At 50.8% G+C, this 16,273-nt stretch carries 17 protein-coding genes; 12 read left to right on the plus strand and 5 right to left on the minus strand.

Going from position 1 to position 16,273, the window contains the following annotated elements; all coding sequences use genetic code 11:
• Positions 1–37: 37 nt before the first annotated feature.
• Positions 38–619 (minus strand): ACP phosphodiesterase, encoded by a 582-nt coding sequence (acpH, locus tag LVQ79_RS04810; protein ID WP_232864090.1) that lies wholly within the window; start codon positions 617–619, stop codon positions 38–40.
• A 103-nt stretch (positions 620–722) separates the two neighbouring features.
• Here acpH and queA point away from each other — a divergent pair, with 103 nt between their 5' ends.
• The 6 genes from queA (at position 723) to LVQ79_RS04840 (ending at position 6,508) form a co-directional block, all read left to right on the plus strand.
• A complete protein-coding gene (gene queA, locus LVQ79_RS04815) occupies positions 723–1,793 on the plus strand; it encodes a tRNA preQ1(34) S-adenosylmethionine ribosyltransferase-isomerase QueA (RefSeq protein ID WP_034457925.1) in 1,071 nt (356 codons plus the stop codon).
• An 80-nt stretch (positions 1,794–1,873) separates the two neighbouring features.
• Positions 1,874–3,001, plus strand: a complete 1,128-nt coding sequence (tgt, locus tag LVQ79_RS04820) for a tRNA guanosine(34) transglycosylase Tgt (RefSeq protein WP_232864091.1) — start codon at positions 1,874–1,876, stop codon at positions 2,999–3,001.
• A gap of 21 nt (positions 3,002–3,022) precedes the next feature.
• Entirely contained in the window at positions 3,023–3,355 is a 333-nt protein-coding gene (yajC, locus tag LVQ79_RS04825) for a preprotein translocase subunit YajC (RefSeq protein ID WP_034457929.1), read from the plus strand.
• A 27-nt stretch (positions 3,356–3,382) separates the two neighbouring features.
• Positions 3,383–5,230, plus strand: a complete 1,848-nt coding sequence (secD, locus tag LVQ79_RS04830) for a protein translocase subunit SecD (protein WP_151995543.1) — start codon at positions 3,383–3,385, stop codon at positions 5,228–5,230.
• A gap of 10 nt (positions 5,231–5,240) precedes the next feature.
• Complete coding sequence (secF, locus tag LVQ79_RS04835) at positions 5,241–6,212, plus strand: protein translocase subunit SecF (RefSeq protein WP_120066277.1); 972 nt, start codon at positions 5,241–5,243, stop codon at positions 6,210–6,212.
• A gap of 119 nt (positions 6,213–6,331) precedes the next feature.
• Positions 6,332–6,508 carry a hypothetical protein gene (locus LVQ79_RS04840; protein WP_232864092.1) on the plus strand — a complete coding sequence of 59 codons (177 nt, stop codon included), beginning with the start codon at positions 6,332–6,334 and terminating at the stop codon, positions 6,506–6,508.
• Here LVQ79_RS04840 and LVQ79_RS04845 read toward each other — a convergent pair.
• A complete protein-coding gene (locus LVQ79_RS04845) occupies positions 6,505–7,383 on the minus strand; it encodes a nucleoside-specific channel-forming protein Tsx (protein ID WP_232864093.1) in 879 nt (292 codons plus the stop codon). The genes LVQ79_RS04840 and LVQ79_RS04845 overlap by 4 nt on opposite strands.
• 380 nt (positions 7,384–7,763) lie before the next feature.
• Positions 7,764–8,324: a SadB/YajI family lipoprotein gene (locus LVQ79_RS04850; RefSeq protein WP_232864094.1), complete on the minus strand. Its 561-nt coding sequence runs from the start codon at positions 8,322–8,324 to the stop codon at positions 7,764–7,766.
• A 151-nt stretch (positions 8,325–8,475) separates the two neighbouring features.
• On the opposite strand from LVQ79_RS04850, the gene nrdR reads away from it, so the two are divergent.
• The 6 genes from nrdR to pgpA all read left to right on the plus strand — a co-directional run bounded on the left by nrdR (position 8,476) and on the right by pgpA (position 12,675).
• Positions 8,476–8,925 (plus strand): transcriptional regulator NrdR, encoded by a 450-nt coding sequence (gene nrdR / locus LVQ79_RS04855; protein ID WP_064516598.1) that lies wholly within the window; start codon positions 8,476–8,478, stop codon positions 8,923–8,925.
• A gap of 5 nt (positions 8,926–8,930) precedes the next feature.
• Positions 8,931–10,046 (plus strand): bifunctional diaminohydroxyphosphoribosylaminopyrimidine deaminase/5-amino-6-(5-phosphoribosylamino)uracil reductase RibD, encoded by a 1,116-nt coding sequence (ribD, locus tag LVQ79_RS04860; RefSeq protein ID WP_232864095.1) that lies wholly within the window; start codon positions 8,931–8,933, stop codon positions 10,044–10,046.
• A 79-nt stretch (positions 10,047–10,125) separates the two neighbouring features.
• The gene (ribH, locus tag LVQ79_RS04865; protein ID WP_034457942.1) at positions 10,126–10,596 is read left to right on the plus strand and encodes a 6,7-dimethyl-8-ribityllumazine synthase; all 471 of its coding nucleotides are present in this window, start codon (positions 10,126–10,128) and stop codon (positions 10,594–10,596) included.
• Between the two features lie 20 nt (positions 10,597–10,616).
• Positions 10,617–11,036 (plus strand): transcription antitermination factor NusB, encoded by a 420-nt coding sequence (nusB, locus tag LVQ79_RS04870; protein ID WP_232864096.1) that lies wholly within the window; start codon positions 10,617–10,619, stop codon positions 11,034–11,036.
• Positions 11,037–11,204: 168 nt separating this feature from the next.
• The gene (thiL, locus tag LVQ79_RS04875; RefSeq protein ID WP_232864097.1) at positions 11,205–12,182 is read left to right on the plus strand and encodes a thiamine-phosphate kinase; all 978 of its coding nucleotides are present in this window, start codon (positions 11,205–11,207) and stop codon (positions 12,180–12,182) included.
• The gene (gene pgpA / locus LVQ79_RS04880) at positions 12,160–12,675 is read left to right on the plus strand and encodes a phosphatidylglycerophosphatase A (protein WP_151995538.1); all 516 of its coding nucleotides are present in this window, start codon (positions 12,160–12,162) and stop codon (positions 12,673–12,675) included. The genes thiL and pgpA overlap by 23 nt, the downstream gene beginning before the upstream one ends.
• Positions 12,676–13,360: 685 nt before the next feature.
• Here the strand turns inward: pgpA and LVQ79_RS04885 are convergent.
• Positions 13,361–14,335, minus strand: coding sequence for an aldo/keto reductase (locus LVQ79_RS04885; protein ID WP_232864098.1), 975 nt, complete (start codon positions 14,333–14,335; stop codon positions 13,361–13,363).
• Between the two features lie 54 nt (positions 14,336–14,389).
• Positions 14,390–16,252, minus strand: a complete 1,863-nt coding sequence (dxs, locus tag LVQ79_RS04890; protein ID WP_232864280.1) for a 1-deoxy-D-xylulose-5-phosphate synthase — start codon at positions 16,250–16,252, stop codon at positions 14,390–14,392.
• Positions 16,253–16,273 lie beyond the last annotated feature (21 nt).

Here is a 16,273-nt window from a genome sequence, read left to right on the forward strand (position 1 = left end):
TAAAAGGGCAAGAATTTAATCGTGAGGCTGCGACAGGCTACAAATTCTTTTGCTCGGCCATCGCCATCATGCGTGGGTAAAACTGCCAGAACAGCTCTTCAAGCTCACCATAGTGAGCATCAAGATCTTGCCAGGAAGCTCGCAAAGCATCTAGTTTTGGTCTACGGCTAGCCATGCCATTGAGAACATTAGCAATAAATGCCATGTCGCTATAACGCTCCATCCAGCGCTCTTCCCACAGATATTGATTCAGATTGATAAAGCGCGGTGGGGTGTCCGATAAGAACGGTTCAATATTGGCGCGGGCGCTGGAGATAAACTCTGGTAGCGGGATATCCGGGCTTAGCGTTTGCCAATGGCGTGAAACGAAATGATCCCACATAACATCCAGCGTAATCGGTGCGACACGGCGCGTTTCAGGACGGAACCATTGACGTGCAATCGCCACTTCCGGTAAACCGTCGGTCAGAACATCCACACGACGATGCATTCGGATGCCTGCCACCACATCGCCTGGAAAACTTTCATCCGGGTTGCCACGTACGAAATCAGCCAGCAAATTACCCAGAAGTGAGCTGTCAGCAAGGCTTGCGAGATGTAAATGGGCGAGAAAATTCATAGTAACCTTATTCGTAAATAGCGTAAGGGCGGCTTATTCCTTGCAGGGAAAGTCCCCTGGCACTAGACTGTAGCGCCACTTTTTAAGTCTTGAGTTCTAAACCATGCGCGTTGCCGATTTTTCCTTTGAATTACCTGAATCCTTGATTGCTCATTATCCACAAGCACAGCGTAGTGGGTGTCGTTTGCTGTCGCTGGAAGGGCCGACGGGTAATTTAACGCATGGCACTTTCACCGATTTGCTCGATAAGCTCAACCCTGGAGATTTGCTGGTCTTTAACAATACCCGCGTAATCCCGGCGCGTCTTTTTGGTCGTAAAGCGAGCGGCGGTAAGATTGAAGTGCTGGTCGAGCGCATGCTTGATGACAAACGTATTCTGGCGCATATCCGTGCTTCTAAAGCACCGAAACCGGGTGCTGAGTTGTTGTTGGGCGATGATGAAAGCGTACATGCCACGATGGTTGCGCGCCACGATGCGCTGTTCGAAGTGCAGTTTGAAGATGAACGCAGCGTGCTCGATATTTTAAACAGTATCGGCCATATGCCGTTGCCACCGTATATTGACCGTCCGGATGAAGAGTCTGACCGCGAGCTGTACCAGACGGTATATAGCCAGAAACCAGGTGCTGTTGCGGCTCCGACTGCGGGTCTGCACTTTGATGAGCCGTTACTGGAAGCACTGCGCAGCAAGGGTATTGAACAAGCGTTTGTCACGCTGCACGTAGGCGCCGGGACATTCCAGCCAGTGCGCGTTGATAGCATCGAAGATCACATCATGCATTCCGAATATGCGGAAGTGCCACAAGATGTTGTTGATGCCGTATTAGCCTGTAAAGCACGTGGTAATCGCGTTATCGCGGTTGGCACGACATCAGTTCGTTCGCTTGAAAGCGCGGCACAGGCTGCAAAAAATGACCTGATCGAACCTTTCTTTGGCGATACACAAATTTTCATCTACCCAGGTTATCAATACAAAGTGATTGATGCGCTGGTGACCAATTTCCACCTGCCGGAATCGACTCTGATCATGCTGGTTTCCGCGTTTGCTGGTTATAAAAACACCATGAACGCCTATAAAGAAGCCGTAAGTTCCGAATATCGCTTTTTTAGTTACGGGGATGCCATGTTCATCACGTACAATCCGCAGGCTATTGATGAGCGCCCAGGCGCGTAATCACTAAATTCTACGCCGCCGGTTACTCCGACGGCGTTTTGTCTTAACCATCAGACTGTTTCTCTGATGCTGGAGGAAATGTGAAATTTGAATTAGATACTACCGACGGACGCGCTCGTCGTGGCCGCCTGGTGTTCGACCGTGGCGTTGTAGAAACGCCTGCGTTCATGCCTGTTGGCACTTACGGCACCGTGAAAGGGATGACGCCGGAAGAAGTTGAAGCCACTGGCGCGCAAATTATTCTGGGTAACACCTTCCACCTGTGGTTGCGTCCTGGCCAGGAAATCATGAAGTTGCACGGTGACTTACATGATTTTATGCAGTGGAAAGGTCCAATCCTGACTGACTCCGGCGGTTTCCAGGTCTTCAGCCTTGGTGACATCCGTAAGATTACCGAAGCTGGTGTGCACTTCCGCAACCCAATCAACGGCGATGCAATTTTCCTCGATCCAGAAAAATCGATGGAAATTCAATACGATCTTGGCTCCGATATCGTAATGATCTTCGATGAATGTACCCCGTATCCAGCTGACTGGGATTACGCTAAGCGTTCAATGGAGATGTCTTTGCGTTGGGCACAGCGTAGTCGCGATCGCTTTGATTCTCTTGAGAATAAAAATGCGCTGTTCGGTATTATTCAGGGCAGTGTTTACGAAGATTTACGAGATATCTCGGTAAAAGGTCTGGTAGAGATTGGCTTTGATGGCTACGCTGTCGGCGGCCTGGCTGTAGGTGAACCGAAGGAAGACATGCACCGTATTCTGGAACATGTTTGTCCGCAAATTCCTGCTGACAAGCCACGTTACCTGATGGGCGTAGGGAAGCCGGAAGACTTGGTTGAAGGTGTTCGTCGCGGTATTGATATGTTCGACTGCGTGATGCCAACCCGTAACGCACGTAATGGTCATCTCTTCGTCACTGATGGCGTGGTGAAAATCCGTAATGCGAAGCATAAAGATGACACTTCGACGTTGGATGCTGAGTGTGATTGCTATACGTGTCGCAATTATTCACGTGCCTACTTGTATCATCTTGACCGTTGCAACGAAATACTCGGTGCACGCCTCAACACGATTCATAACTTGCGCTATTACCAGCGTTTAATGGCAGGTTTACGCAAGGCCATTGAAGAGGGTAAATTAGAGCAGTTCGTAAGTGATTTTTACGAGCGAATCGGTAAACCAGTTCCACCTTTGAATGTTGATTAATTTAATAATGAGGGATTTTTAATGAGCTTTATCATTTCTGATGCGGTTGCTGCAACAGGTGCTCCGGCGCAGGGTAGCCCGTACTCTTTGATTCTTATGCTGGTGGTATTTGGTCTGATCTTCTATTTCATGATCTTGCGCCCACAGCAAAAACGTACCAAAGAGCATAAAAAGCTGATGGACTCCATCTCTAAAGGGGATGAAGTGCTGACTACTGGTGGTCTGGTTGGTCGCGTAGTGAAAGTAGCTGAAACTGGCTATATCTCTATCGCGTTGAACGACACCACTGAAGTGGTTATCAAGCGTGATTTCGTAGCTGCCGTTCTGCCGAAAGGCACTATGAAGGCGCTGTAATATTCGTTTTTCCCTAAGGGAACTACCGTGCTAAACCGCTATCCTTTGTGGAAGTACATCATGCTGATCGTCGTGTTTATCGTCGGTCTGCTATACGCACTTCCCAACCTATATGGTGAGGATCCGGCAGTTCAGATCACTGGCGCGCGCGGCGTCGCCGCCAGTGAGCAAACGCTGATCCAGGTCCAGAACACCTTAAACGCAGAAAAAATCCCCGCTAAGTCTGTGGCCCTGGAAGAGGGTGCGATTCTTGCACGCTTTGACACCACTGATACACAGCTTCGTGCTCGTGAGGCTCTGATGAGCGTCCTTGGCGATAAGTACGTTGTGGCACTTAACTTAGCTGCGGCCACTCCTCGCTGGTTATCCGCTATTTCCGCAGAACCGATGAAACTCGGTCTGGATCTTCGTGGTGGCGTGCACTTCCTGATGGAAGTGGACATGGATACCGCGCTGAGCAAGTTGCAGGAACAAACCATTGATAACCTGCGTAGCGATCTTCGCGATAAGAGCATTGCGTACACCAACGTGCGTAAAGCCGATAACTATGGCGTCAATGTTGTTTTCCGTGACAGCCAAACGCGTGATCAAGCTATCTCCTATTTAACTCCACGCCATCGTGATCTGGTGATTTCTGCTCAAGGCAGCAACGCAATGCGCGCTGTAATGACAGATGCTCGCCTGAGTGAAGCGCGTGAGTATGCCGTTCAACAGAACATCAATATCCTGCGTAACCGTGTAAACCAACTGGGTGTTGCTGAACCATTGGTACAGCGTCAGGGTGCGGATCGTATTGTTGTTGAACTGCCAGGTATTCAGGATACTGCGCGTGCGAAAGAGATTCTTGGCGCGACTGCAACGCTTGAATTCCGTCTGGTCAACACTAATGTGGATGCTTCCGCTGCGGCTTCTGGCCGTGTACCGGGTGATTCCGAAGTGAAACAGACCCGTGAAGGTCAACCGGTTGTCCTGTACAAACGTGTGATTCTGACCGGTGACCATATCACTGACTCCACTTCCAGCACCGATGAATACAACCAGGCTCAGGTGAATATTTCACTCGATAGCGCTGGCGGTAACATCATGTCTAACTTCACCAAGGACAACATCGGTAAACCGATGGCAACCCTGTTTGTGGAGTACAAAGACAGCGGTAAGAAAGATTCAACAGGTCGTGCGATTCTGGCGAAACAAGAAGAAGTTATTAACGTGGCGAACATTCAGTCGCGTCTGGGTAACAGCTTCCGTATCACCGGTATTAGCAATCCAAATGAAGCGCGCCAGCTTTCTTTGCTGTTGCGTGCGGGTGCATTGATTGCACCAATTCAGATTGTTGAAGAACGTACCATCGGCCCAACTTTGGGTATGGAAAACATCAAGCAAGGTCTGGAAGCGTGTCTGGCAGGTCTGGCCGTTTCAATCATCTTTATGCTGTTCTTCTATAAGAAGTTTGGCCTGATTGCGACCTCTGCACTGTTGGTTAACCTGGTAATGATTGTTGGGATTATGTCCCTGCTGCCGGGGGCAACGCTCACCATGCCAGGGATTGCGGGGATCGTGTTAACCCTTGCCGTCGCCGTCGATGCCAACGTACTGATAAACGAACGTATTAAGGAAGAACTTAGTAACGGACGTTCGGTACAACAGGCTATCCACGAGGGCTACCAGGGCGCGTTCAGCTCTATTTTCGATGCTAACATCACGACGCTTATCAAGGTCATCATCCTGTATGCCGTAGGCACCGGGGCAATTAAAGGCTTTGCGATCACGACCGGTATTGGTGTGGCGACGTCCATGTTTACTGCTATCGTCGGTACCCGTGCCATCGTAAACCTGTTGTACGGCGGCAAACGCGTCAACAAGCTGTCTATCTGAGGAGTGCGTTGTGGCACAGGAATATACTGTTGAACAATTGAACTACGGCCGTAGAGTCCATGACTTTATGCGCTGGGATTTCTGGGCTTTCGGTATCTCCGGTTTCCTGCTAATCCTTTCTGTCGTGATTATCGGCGTGAAAGGTTTTAACTGGGGTCTGGATTTCACTGGCGGTACGGTTATCGAAATCTCGCTGGAAAAACCAGCGGATTTAGACCAGATGCGCGAAGCACTACAGAAGGCTGGCTTTGCTGAGCCGCTGGTTCAGAACTTTGGTAGCAGCCGCGATATTATGGTGCGTATGCCACCTGCTCAAGGGGAAACCGGCGGGCAAGTGCTGGGCAGCAAAGTTGTTCAGGTGATTAACGAAGCGACTAACCAGAATGCCGGTGTAAAACGCATCGAATTCGTCGGCCCAAGCGTGGGTGCGGATTTGGCGCAGAATGGTGCTCTGGCGCTGTTAGCGGCACTGATCTCTATTCTGGTTTATGTAGGCTTCCGCTTTGAGTGGCGTCTGGCTGCGGGTGTGGTTATCGCGTTGATGCACGACGTGGTGATTACGCTGGGCGTGTTGTCGTTATTCCACATTGAGATTGACCTGACAATCGTTGCATCTTTGATGTCGGTTATCGGTTACTCACTGAATGACAGTATCGTAGTATCTGACCGTATTCGTGAAAACTTCCGTAAGATTCGTCGCGGAACACCTTACGAAATCTTCAACGTTTCTTTGACGCAGACACTGCATCGTACGTTGATTACATCCGGTACTACCTTAGTCGTGATTCTGATGCTCTATCTGTTTGGTGGTGCGATGCTGAAAGGCTTCTCACTGACCATGCTTATTGGTGTTTCAATCGGTACTGTTTCTTCTATCTACGTGGCGTCTGCACTGGCGTTGAAACTGGGCATGAAGCGTGAGCACATGTTGCAGCAGAAAGTAGAGAAAGAAGGTGCGGATCAACCGTCGATTCTGCCTTAATAGTCAGGGTATTTGCTGATATCAAAAACCGCAGCCATCGTGCTGCGGTTTTTTTTCGCCAGTATAAAAGTCTGCTGACAGTATGCTGTCAGGAGGGACTAGTTTATCGGAGTTTTCGAGTGGATCTGGATCGCTGCTTGTCGGTCAAAACTACAGGATTGTACTTCTCAGAGCGTTCCGACCGTTCTCTAAACCATTTTATTGAGTTGCAGCAAATTGAAGGTTCTCTTCCAGAAACAAAAAAAGCCGACCGGCAATTAGCGGATCGGCTTTTTAAAGATTCAGACAGCTATTAGAAGTTGTAACCAACCACTAAGTAACCACCCCAACCAGTAGAGCGCACGTTCTCATTCATAAAGCTAAGATCTGCGTCATCGTTCCACTGGCCACCGTTGTGCCAGTAACGGGCAACAACTGCATAGTGGAAGTGATCGTAGTTCAGAGAAAGAACATGGCTGGAAGCGATAGAGTTGCTGGTGCGAGCTTGTTTGCCTTTCTGGTCGAGGAAATTGTCATCACCCAGATCGGAGCCCCAGTCGAAGTTGGTGAAACCGATGTAGCTCAGGTTACCGCCCCACAGGGAAGTAATCGGTACAAAGTATTTCACTTTGAAGCGGTAGCCATCCCACTCGTTTTCGTTGGATGCGCCATAGTTCTGCCATTGGTATTTCGCGTACACGTTCATGGACAGGCTCATTGGCAGGCCAGTATCGATGTCGGTACCCAGACCCATGTACCAGGTGCTCTGGCGGCCATCTTTGTTGCGACCCATATCGTAGATATAGTTGTTTGCAACATACCACTCTTTGAACGGACCGAAGCTCAGGTCAGTGCCAGTCAGTTTGTCGATAGAGAAACGCGGTTCGATTTCCATAAACAGCGGAGAACCGTGGTTCCAGATACCTTTCGCGTCAGTGTTACCACCGAAGAATACTGGTGCATCCATGTAACCATAGAAGTCGAACCAGTCTTTCTTGGCGAAAGCTTCATATTCCAGGTAGGTATCGTTACGGATTTGTGGCCCGAAACGGGTGTGGTAACTGCCCACAACGTTAACGCTTTGGTGCCACCAATCAGAGAGGTATTCGGTATTTTTTGTTTCTTCAGCCTGAGCCGTGAAAGAGCTTGAAAGCGTCAGGACGGTGCTAGCCGCCAAAATAATTTTTTTCATTTTATATGCCACTGTTTTTTACATGGATCCCGTGAGGGCAGGAGGTATTTTATCACCTAAGGTCATCAACCATTAACTTGGCTTTTTATTGACGCGCCTATTATAGAAATCCCTGCTCACAAAAATATGTTTCATTTCACATTATCGTTAAGTACGTAATCGATTGCGTTCTCAATTGCGCACATTAAAAACGGGCGAGATTCTACCTGCTTCTGAAATTTAAGCAAATAGCTGGTCCGCTGTTACAGGTATATGTGACTAAGATCACTAGATTTATTCACTGAAGTGAAAGGTGTTGATCGTGTTTCATTTGTTTAGTTGTAACAAAAAACGCAGATGTTACTGAGGGTTACCCCCGCAAGTGCGAGGGCAATTATCTATTATTGGGCTGGTAGTGCCTGAGAAGGGTCGACTGGTTGTATATCGTGAATTCTCACAAAACCTAATTGTTCCGGCGAAAGACCTGAAAGCAACAATGGAATACTGACATCGCTCGGTGCTAACACGCTAGCTGGCGCACTGAATTGCTGCGACTGGACGTTCACTTCCTGGTAGTTATCCGTGGTGCCCTGAATTTGTCCCCATTCTACCTTGCCGGTAAAAGCGGGCAGAGGATCGTTAGACTCGCCTTTGATAACGAGCATCGCACGGGTGCCATTTGCTTCTGGAGTCATGCTGCTCAGCGACATTTGCAAATTGCCTAACTGACTATTCAGACGTGCCGGGGTTTTAGAACCTGGTAACAAGTAGACGCCAGTCGTTGATTTCGCATTCAGCGCATTTTGTTGCGTCAACTTGATTGTCTGGTCAGTGAGCTTTGTCATTTCTTTATTCAATGAGCCTACTTCACTCTTCATTTGGCGCACTTCAGTTTGTTGGGCACAGGCGCTGAGACTCACCAGGCTGGTAACCAGGAGGATTCTTAGGTAACTCTTTGTCATTTCTAATTTTTCCTTGAAGTTTTGTCCTGTTTTAAGCGTAGCTTGTCGCTCATGAAAAGTCATATTTGTTGGCATGATGTGGCGTTACCTTTGTACTCCCGCTACTTCGCGGTAAACTATTGTTCATTTAAATAATCCTTCAGGACGCGCCATGCATTGCCCATTCTGTTTCGCAGTAGACACCAAAGTGATTGATTCCCGGCTTGTCGGCGAAGGGTCATCCGTGCGTCGCCGCCGTCAATGCCTGGTTTGTCATGAACGCTTCACGACTTTTGAAGTGGCGGAACTAGTGATGCCACGTGTCGTGAAAAGTAATGATGTTCGCGAACCGTTTAATGAAGACAAGCTACGTAGCGGTATTCTAAAAGCACTGGAAAAACGCCCAGTGAGCTCTGACGACGTTGAAATGGCAGTAAACCACATCAAATCCCAATTGCGTGGCACAGGCGAGCGTGAAGTACCAAGCAAAATGATCGGCAATCTGGTTATGGAACAGCTTAAGAAACTCGATAAAGTGGCTTATATCCGCTTTGCCTCGGTTTATCGCAGCTTTGAAGATATCCGCGAGTTTGGCGAAGAAATTGCCCGTTTACAGGATTAATGCTGATGTCGCTTGATGAAAAGTTTATGGCTCGTGCGCTGCAACTGGCAAAGCGCGGGAGTTTCACCACCATGCCGAACCCAAATGTCGGTTGCGTGATCGCCAAAGATGGCGAAATCGTCGGTGAAGGTTTCCATTTTCGTGCGGGCGAACCTCATGCAGAAGTTCACGCATTGCGGATGGCGGGTGACAAAGCACAAGGTGCAACAGCGTATGTCACGCTGGAGCCTTGCAGTCACCACGGTCGCACACCTCCATGCTGCGATGCGTTAATTGCGGCTGGTGTTTCGCGTGTGGTTGCCGCGATGCAAGACCCGAATCCACAAGTTGCCGGGCGTGGTTTGTATCGCCTGAAAGAAGCGGGCATTGAAGTCAGCCATGGTTTGATGATGAACGAAGCTGAGGTAATTAATCGTGGCTTCCTGAAACGTATGCGCACTGGCTTCCCATACATCCAACTCAAACTTGGCGCGTCGCTGGACGGACGCACCGCGATGGCAAGTGGTGAAAGTCAGTGGATCACTTCGCCTGAGTCACGCCGTGATGTGCAGCGCCTGCGTGCGCAAAGTGCAGCTATTCTGAGCAGCAGTGCAACGGTGCTGGCTGACGATCCTTCTTTAACTGTGCGTTGGAATGAATTAGACAGCGCGACTCAGGCAGTTTACGCCGAAGAAAACTTACGCCAGCCAACGCGCATTATTCTCGATCGTGAAAATCTCGTGACGCCGCAACACAAAATTGTCGCTCAGGCAGGTGAAACCTGGCTTGCACGTTGTAAAGCGGATGAGCAAATATGGCCTGATGGTGTTGAGCAATTTATCGTGCCAGAGCATAACGGTCATCTCGATTTGGTCGTCATGATGATGTTACTGGGCAAACGCCAGGTGAATTCCATTTGGGTTGAAGCGGGCGCAACACTTGGTGGGGCATTACTTCAAGCCGGTCTGGTTGATGAGTTGATTGTGTATGTAGCACCGAAATTATTAGGTAACGACGCACGTGGCTTATGTAACCTGCCAGGGCTTGAAAAATTAGCCGATGCGCCAGAATTTAGCTTTAGTGAAGTCCGTCAGGTCGGCCCTGATTTGTGCCTGCATTTGACGCCGCGATACAGTCGCTAGTAAAACGTAAGCGGGCACGAAAAGTTTATGATAAAATCCGCCCCCCTAACGGGGCTAAACAGAACCGTAAAGGAAGAATATGAACATCATTGAAGCAGCCGTTGCTACTCCAGACGCTCGCGTCGCCATCACCATCGCGCGTTTTAACAACTTCATCAATGACAGCCTGCTGGATGGTGCGCTTGACGCCCTGAAACGTATCGGCCAAGTTAAGGATGAAAATATCACCGTGGTCTGGGTTCCGGGTGCTTACGAGTTGCCACTGGCGGCAGATGCACTGGCGAAAACCGGTAATTATGACGCGGTGATTGCGCTGGGTACGGTTATCCGTGGCGGCACAGCTCACTTTGAATATGTTGCTGGTGGTGCCAGCAATGGCCTGGCACATGTTGCGCAGGAAAGTGGTATTCCAGTCGCCTTTGGCGTGCTGACCACCGAAAGTATTGAACAAGCCATCGAACGCGCTGGCACAAAAGCCGGTAACAAGGGTGCAGAAGCTGCACTGACCGCGCTTGAAATGATTAATGTATTGAAAGCCATCAAGGCCTGATTTTTTGTAAGGGGAAATCTGTGAAACCTGCTGCTCGTCGCCGTGCCCGTGAGTGTGCCGTTCAGGCGCTATACTCCTGGCAGTTATCTCGAAATGACATCGCTGATGTCGAATACCAGTTCCTGGCGGAACAGGACGTCAAAGACGTTGACGTTGTCTACTTCCGCGAGCTGTTGATCGGGGTGGCTACTAACAGCGCGTATCTGGATGGGCTCATGAAGCCTTACCTGTCCCGTCAACTCGAAGAGTTGGGTCAGGTAGAAAAAGCGGTTCTGCGTATCGCACTGTTTGAATTGGCTAAGCGTGATGACGTGCCATACAAAGTGGCAATCAACGAAGCCATCGATCTTGCGAAAACCTTCGGTGCCGAAGACAGCCACAAGTTCGTAAATGGTGTGCTTGATAAGGCTGCTCCACAGATTCGTCCCCGCAAAAAGTAATCTTCTGGCCGGTGATTATTCATGAGTTTTTGAGCTACAGCTAACAACGCTGTAGCCTAAAGAATATTGAATACCCGGCCTTTTTTTATTCTATATCCGTTAGTATTCGAGTTGCAGCGAACAACCCCGCAGCTTGCAGAATGACGGGTATATTCAGAGGCGTAACGAATGGCATGCGGTGAGTTTTCCTTAATTGCCCGTTATTTTGATCGCGTAAGCAGTTCCCGTCGCGATGTGGAAACCGGAATCGGCGATGATTGTGCATTGCTGACGGTAGCCGAGAAGCAACTTTTAGCGATAAGCACCGATACGCTTGTCTCAGGTATCCACTTCCTGCCGGATATCGATCCTCGCGATTTGGGCTACAAAGCTCTGGCGGTTAATCTAAGCGATTTGGCTGCTATGGGCGCCGATCCGGCCTGGCTGACGCTGGCTATTACCCTTCCTGAAGTCGATGAAAGCTGGCTTGAAGCCTTCAGCGATAGTCTGTTTGAACAACTCGAATACTACGATATGCAGCTCATCGGCGGTGATACCACCCGTGGTCCGCTCGCGATGACGCTGGGTATCCACGGCCTTGTGCCGGTGGGGCGTGCGCTTAAACGTAGCGGAGCGCGCCCTGGCGACTGGATTTATGTCACCGGCACACCTGGCGATAGCGCGGCAGGTCTGGCTATTTTGCAGGATCGTTTAGCCGTTAAAGATGCTACGCAATCTGCGTATCTGAAAAAACGCCATTTGCGACCGACGCCGCGAATCCTTCATGGTCAGGCATTACGTGATTTAGCGAGCAGCGCGATTGATCTTTCCGACGGGCTAATTTCCGATTTGGGTCATATCCTTAAAGCCAGCGAGTGCGGGGCGCGTATCGATCTCGACGCTCTGCCATATTCGGATGCCGTAAAAGCAAACGTCAGCGCCGAGCAGGCCCTGCAATGGGCGCTTTCCGGCGGTGAAGATTACGAGCTGTGCTTTACGGTGCCGGAACTCAATCGTGGCGCGCTGGATGTGGCTATTGGCAATCTTGGGATTCCATTTACTTGCATCGGCCAGGTTGGGCCTGAGTCCGAAGGGCTACAATTCTTGCAGAACGGCAAACCTGTAACGTTGAACTTAAAAGGATATGACCACTTTGCGGCGCTCTAAAGATGTGGCAAAAAGCCGTCTCAAGCTCAGCAATCCCTGGCATTTACTGGCTACCGGTTTTGGTAGTGGTTTAAGCCCGATTATGCCGGGAACGGCGGGGTCGCTTGCAGCGATCCCGTTCTGGTACCTGATGACCTTCCTGCCGTGGCAGGTTTACTCCATGGTCATCATGCTCGGTATTTGTATCGGCGTTTATCTTTGCCACCAGACCGCACGCGACATGGGCGTTCATGACCACGGCAGTATCGTGTGGGATGAGTTCATCGGCATGTGGATTACGCTGATGGCGCTGCCCATCAACGACTGGCGCTGGGTAGCCGCAGGGTTTGTGGTGTTCCGTATTCTCGATATCTGGAAACCATGGCCAATCCGTTGGTTCGACCGTAACGTTCACGGCGGAATGGGGATTATGGTGGATGATATTGTCGCGGGCGTTTTCTCCGCGGGGATTATTTACCTGATTGGGCACCACTGGCCGATTGGGTTGTTCTAGATTAATCGCCCCTCTCCCTGATGGCGAGGGAGAAACCGACTATTCCCTCTCCTGTATTGTCTCTTAGTCACATCTCTGTGAGTCGCGAGACAGTTCCGTTCACCTGGTGTTCAGTGTTTCATATAGCCACTGAACCGGTGAACGACTTAGGGTGGCCACCGTCGCCACCCTAAGAACCCGGACTCCCGGCAAATCAATCGCCGCAAGCGGTAAACCTCCATTTTGCCTCCGTGTCCGGGTCGGTTGCGATTCGTTCCAGACGATCGCGCCCTCCAGCCGTTCCCGACGGCTGGACCCGGCCACCTGGAGTCAAAATGGAGGCGATTGAAGCCGGAACCAAAGGTCAACGTCAAAACCGAAAGACCACACCGAGCCGGTTTTGACCTTGTTCCCGGTATAAATTGCCCCAGTGTTCCCCCATAAATCAGGGTTGAGCTGCCGGGAGCAGCGAAAGAGAGCGATCGTCGGGAACGAGTCGCGAACGACCCTGATGTTGGGGATAAGCTGGGGTTTACCGCGCAGCGGCAATTTAATGACCGGGCGACGGGGTCGCCAGGGGGATGTCGTTATCCACCTGGCACGTTCACCGTTTTCGGGCATTAAAGAGATAACTGAACGCACGGGTGAACGGAAAATCAGCAAGGCTTGCAGAACTCACCCTGACAAAATTGCCAGGGTGAGGGCGTTACTTAAATCCAGCCCTTTCATGCGGCTGATAAACCGTTTCCAGCTCGGCAATCTCTTCCGGCTTCAGCGTTAAATCTACCGCGCCAAGCAAATCATCCAGTTGATGCTCACGCGAAACGCCAATAATCGGTGCCGCAATGCCCGGTTTACTCAGCAGCCACGCCAGCGCAACTTGCGCCCGCGACACGCCTTTATCGTCAGCCACATTTGCCAGTCGTTCGGCAATCACCGCATCGTTGTCTTTACTGCCGTCGTACAGGTTTTTACCCACTTCATCGGATACTGAACGTGCGGTAGTATCGCCCCACGGGCGGGTGAGTTTGCCTCGCGCCAGTGGGCTCCACGGGATCACCGCGATCCCTTGCTCGTAGCATAGCGGCAGCATATCCAGCTCTTCTTCACGATAGATCAGATTGTAGTGATCCTGCATGGTAGCGAAACGCGCCCAGCCGTGTTGATCCTGCAAGGCCAGCGCCTGTGCGAGTTGTGAACTGTGCATCGACGACGCGCCGATATAACGCGCCTTACCCGCTTTCACCACGTCATTGAGCGCCTCGAGTGTCTCTTCGATTGGCGTGTTGTAATCCCAGCGATGGATTTGTAGCAGATCGACGTAATCGGTGCCGAGGCGGCGCAGGCTGTCATCGATTGAACGCAGTATCTGCGCACGGGAAAGACCTTCGGTTAAATCACCCACCGGGAAATAGACTTTGGTAGCGAGAACCGCATCTTCGCGACGCATGAAATCTTTAAGGGCGCGCCCGACAATCTCTTCGCTGCTACCGTCGGAATAGCTGTTGGCGGTATCAAAGAAATTAATGCCGTTATCGATGGCGTGTTTGATGATGAGGCGGCTGCTCTCTTCGGGAAGCGTCCAGGCGTGATTGCCACGGTCTGGCTCTCCAAAGGTCATGCAACCCAGGCAAAGACGGGAAACCTTGAGGTCTGTTTTTCCTAACGTGTTGTATTGCATGGTTCCACTCCGGCTATTCAGGTTCTTTAAGCATAGCAGGAGTGGAGGAGGGGATTATTTAAGCCAGTCGCGAATCTTCGCTTCCATGCCCGGAGCATCCAGGCCGATAGCCGCACGTGCTTCTTCCTGGGTGCCCTGAGGAATAAAGTAATCCGGTAGACCAAGATTGAGAACCGGAACCACTTTGCGTTTTGCCATCAGCACTTCATTCACACCGCTACCCGCACCGCCGATAATGGCATTCTCTTCAATGGTCACTAACGATTCATGGCTGGCGGCCAGCTCAAGAATCAGCGCTTCATCCAGTGGTTTCACAAAACGCATATCGACCAGCGTCGCGTTAAGAGACTGCGCAACGGCTTCAGCTTCTGGCAGCAGCGTGCCGAAGTTCAGCAGCGCGACTTTCTCACCAGCGCGTTTCTTCACACCTTTACCGATTGGTAATGATTCCAGCGGCTGCAATTGCGCGCCAGTACCGTTGCCACGTGGATAACGCACGGCAGATGGGCCAGCGTTGTAGTGATAACCGGTGTGCAGCATTTGGCGGCATTCGTTTTCATCACTTGGGGTCATGATGACCATTTCCGGAATGCAGCGCAGGAAGGAGATGTCGAACGCGCCCTGGTGGGTTTGCCCGTCAGCACCAACAATCCCCGCACGGTCGATGGCAAACAACACCGGCAACTTCTGGATGGCGACGTCGTGGATTACTTGATCGTACGCGCGTTGCAGGAAGGTCGAGTAAATGGCGACAACCGGTTTGTAACCGCCAATAGCGAGGCCTGCCGCAAATGTCACGGCGTGCTGTTCAGCAATCGCGACATCAAAATACTGCGACGGATACTGGCGTGAAAACTCCACCATGCCCGAGCCTTCACGCATCGCAGGCGTGACTGCCATCAGTTTGTCGTCTTTGGCTGCGGTTTCGCATAACCAGTTACCAAAGATTTTCGAATAGCTTGGCAGGCCGCCCGCAGCTTTGGGCAACGTGCCGCTTTGCGGGTCAAATTTAGGCACCGCATGGAAGCTGATTGGGTCTTTTTCAGCAGGCGCGTAACCACGACCTTTTTTAGTCATGATGTGCAGGAACTGCGGGCCGTTCAGGTCGCGCATGTTTTTGAGCGTGTTCACCAGCCCGACCACATCGTGCCCATCGACCGGGCCAATATAGTTAAAACCCAGCTCTTCAAACAGCGTTCCTGGAACGACCATGCCTTTCAGGTGCTCTTCGGTACGTTTGAGCAGCTCTTTAATCGGCGGTACGCCAGAGAAAACTTTCTTGCCGCCTTCACGCAGCGATGAATAGAGTTTGCCCGAAAGCAGTTGTGCGAGGTGGTTATTGAGCGCACCGACGTTCTCGGAAATCGACATTTCATTGTCGTTGAGAATAACGAGCATATTTGGGCGAATGTCGCCTGCATGGTTCATCGCTTCAAACGCCATACCCGCAGTGATTGCGCCATCGCCAATCACACAAACTGTGCGGCGGTCTTTGCCTTCTTTTCCTGCGGCTACTGCGATACCAATTCCCGCACTGATTGAGGTGGATGAGTGGCCCACGCTCAATACGTCATATTCGCTCTCGGCGCGCCACGGGAACGGATGCAAACCACCTTTCTGGCGGATAGTGCCAATTTTGTCACGACGACCCGTAATGATTTTATGCGGATAAGCCTGATGACCGACATCCCAGATTAACTGGTCGAACGGAGTGTTATACACATAGTGAAGCGCTACGGTCAGTTCAACCGTGCCAAGGCCAGAGGCAAAGTGCCCACTGGAGCGACTTACGCTATCGAGCAGGTAACGACGCAGCTCGTCACACAGTTTCGGCAAGCTATCTTTTGGCAACAGGCGTAGCTCAGGGGCTGATTCCACCAGTGCGAGGGTCGGGTATTTGGCAATATCAAAACTCATTAGAAACTCATCGTGGTGTTT

This window comes from Buttiauxella cochleicola, assembly GCF_021282405.1.
GTDB classification, from domain to species: Bacteria; Pseudomonadota; Gammaproteobacteria; order Enterobacterales; family Enterobacteriaceae; genus Buttiauxella; species Buttiauxella massiliensis.

Bases quoted from the DNA above. Each gene is read 5' to 3' on its own strand.
- acpH (WP_232864090.1), bottom strand. From the start codon at position 619: ATGAATTTTCTCGCCCATTTACATCTCGCAAGCCTTGCTGACAGCTCA.
- queA (WP_034457925.1), top strand. From the start codon at position 723: ATGCGCGTTGCCGATTTTTCCTTTGAATTACCTGAATCCTTGATTGCT.
- yajC (WP_034457929.1), top strand. From the start codon at position 3,023: ATGAGCTTTATCATTTCTGATGCGGTTGCTGCAACAGGTGCTCCGGCG.
- LVQ79_RS04845 (WP_232864093.1), bottom strand. From the start codon at position 7,383: ATGAAAAAAATTATTTTGGCGGCTAGCACCGTCCTGACGCTTTCAAGC.
- LVQ79_RS04850 (WP_232864094.1), bottom strand. From the start codon at position 8,324: ATGACAAAGAGTTACCTAAGAATCCTCCTGGTTACCAGCCTGGTGAGT.
- nrdR (WP_064516598.1), top strand. From the start codon at position 8,476: ATGCATTGCCCATTCTGTTTCGCAGTAGACACCAAAGTGATTGATTCC.
- ribD (WP_232864095.1), top strand. From the start codon at position 8,931: ATGTCGCTTGATGAAAAGTTTATGGCTCGTGCGCTGCAACTGGCAAAG.
- ribH (WP_034457942.1), top strand. From the start codon at position 10,126: ATGAACATCATTGAAGCAGCCGTTGCTACTCCAGACGCTCGCGTCGCC.
- thiL (WP_232864097.1), top strand. From the start codon at position 11,205: ATGGCATGCGGTGAGTTTTCCTTAATTGCCCGTTATTTTGATCGCGTA.
- pgpA (WP_151995538.1), top strand. From the start codon at position 12,160: ATGACCACTTTGCGGCGCTCTAAAGATGTGGCAAAAAGCCGTCTCAAG.
- LVQ79_RS04885 (WP_232864098.1), bottom strand. From the start codon at position 14,335: ATGCAATACAACACGTTAGGAAAAACAGACCTCAAGGTTTCCCGTCTT.
- dxs (WP_232864280.1), bottom strand. From the start codon at position 16,252: ATGAGTTTTGATATTGCCAAATACCCGACCCTCGCACTGGTGGAATCA.